1 rRNA gene (only partly in view) is annotated in these 1,047 nt (G+C 54.7%); it reads right to left on the reverse strand.

The annotated features are described in order from the left end of the window. Nucleotides 1-1,047 (reverse strand): 23S ribosomal RNA (locus tag EPG66_RS22735) (its annotated part continues 1,187 nt past the right edge of the window); the annotation flags it as partial.

Here is a 1,047-nt window from a genome sequence, read left to right on the forward strand (position 1 = left end):
ACTGGCGTCCGCGCTTCAAAGCCTCCCACCTATCCTACACATCAAGGCTCAATGTTCAGTGTCAAGCTGTAGTAAAGGTTCACGGGGTCTTTCCGTCTTGCCGCGGGTACACTGCATCTTCACAGCGAGTTCAATTTCACTGAGTCTCGGGTGGAGACAGCCTGGCCATCATTACGCCATTCGTGCAGGTCGGAACTTACCCGACAAGGAATTTCGCTACCTTAGGACCGTTATAGTTACGGCCGCCGTTTACCGGGGCTTCGATCAAGAGCTTCTCCTTGCGGATAACCCCATCAATTAACCTTCCGGCACCGGGCAGGCGTCACACCGTATACGTCCACTTTCGTGTTTGCACAGTGCTGTGTTTTTAATAAACAGTTGCAGCCAGCTGGTATCTTCGACTGGCTTCGGCTCGGGGAGCAAGTCCCTCCACCTACGCGCCAGCGTGCCTTCTCCCGAAGTTACGGCACCATTTTGCCTAGTTCCTTCACCCGAGTTCTCTCAAGCGCCTTGGTATTCTCTACCTGACCACCTGTGTCGGTTTGGGGTACGATTCTGTGTTACCTGATGCTTAGAGGCTTTTCCTGGAAGCTGGGCATTTATCACTTCAGCACCGTAGTGCCTCGTCGTCACGCCTCAGCGTTAACAAGCGTCCGGATTTACCTGGACACTCCGCCTACACGCTTAAACCGGGACAACCGTCGCCCGGCTGATATAGCCTTCTCCGTCCCCCCTTCGCAGTAACACCGAGTACAGGAATATTAACCTGTTTCCCATCGACTACGCCTTTCGGCCTCGCCTTAGGGGTCGACTCACCCTGCTCCGATTAACGTTGAACAGGAACCCTTGGTCTTCCGGCGAGCGGGCTTTTCACCCGCTTTATCGTTACTTATGTCAGCATTCGCACTTCTGATACCTCCAGCATGCCTCACAGCACACCTTCGACGGCTTACAGAACGCTCCCCTACCCAACAACGCATAAGCGTCGCTGCCGCAGCTTCGGTGCATGGTTTAGCCCCGTTACATCTTCCGCGCAGGCCGACTCGA

Source organism: Pantoea pleuroti (assembly GCF_014156615.1).
Classification (GTDB): Bacteria; Pseudomonadota; Gammaproteobacteria; order Enterobacterales; family Enterobacteriaceae; genus Pantoea; species Pantoea agglomerans.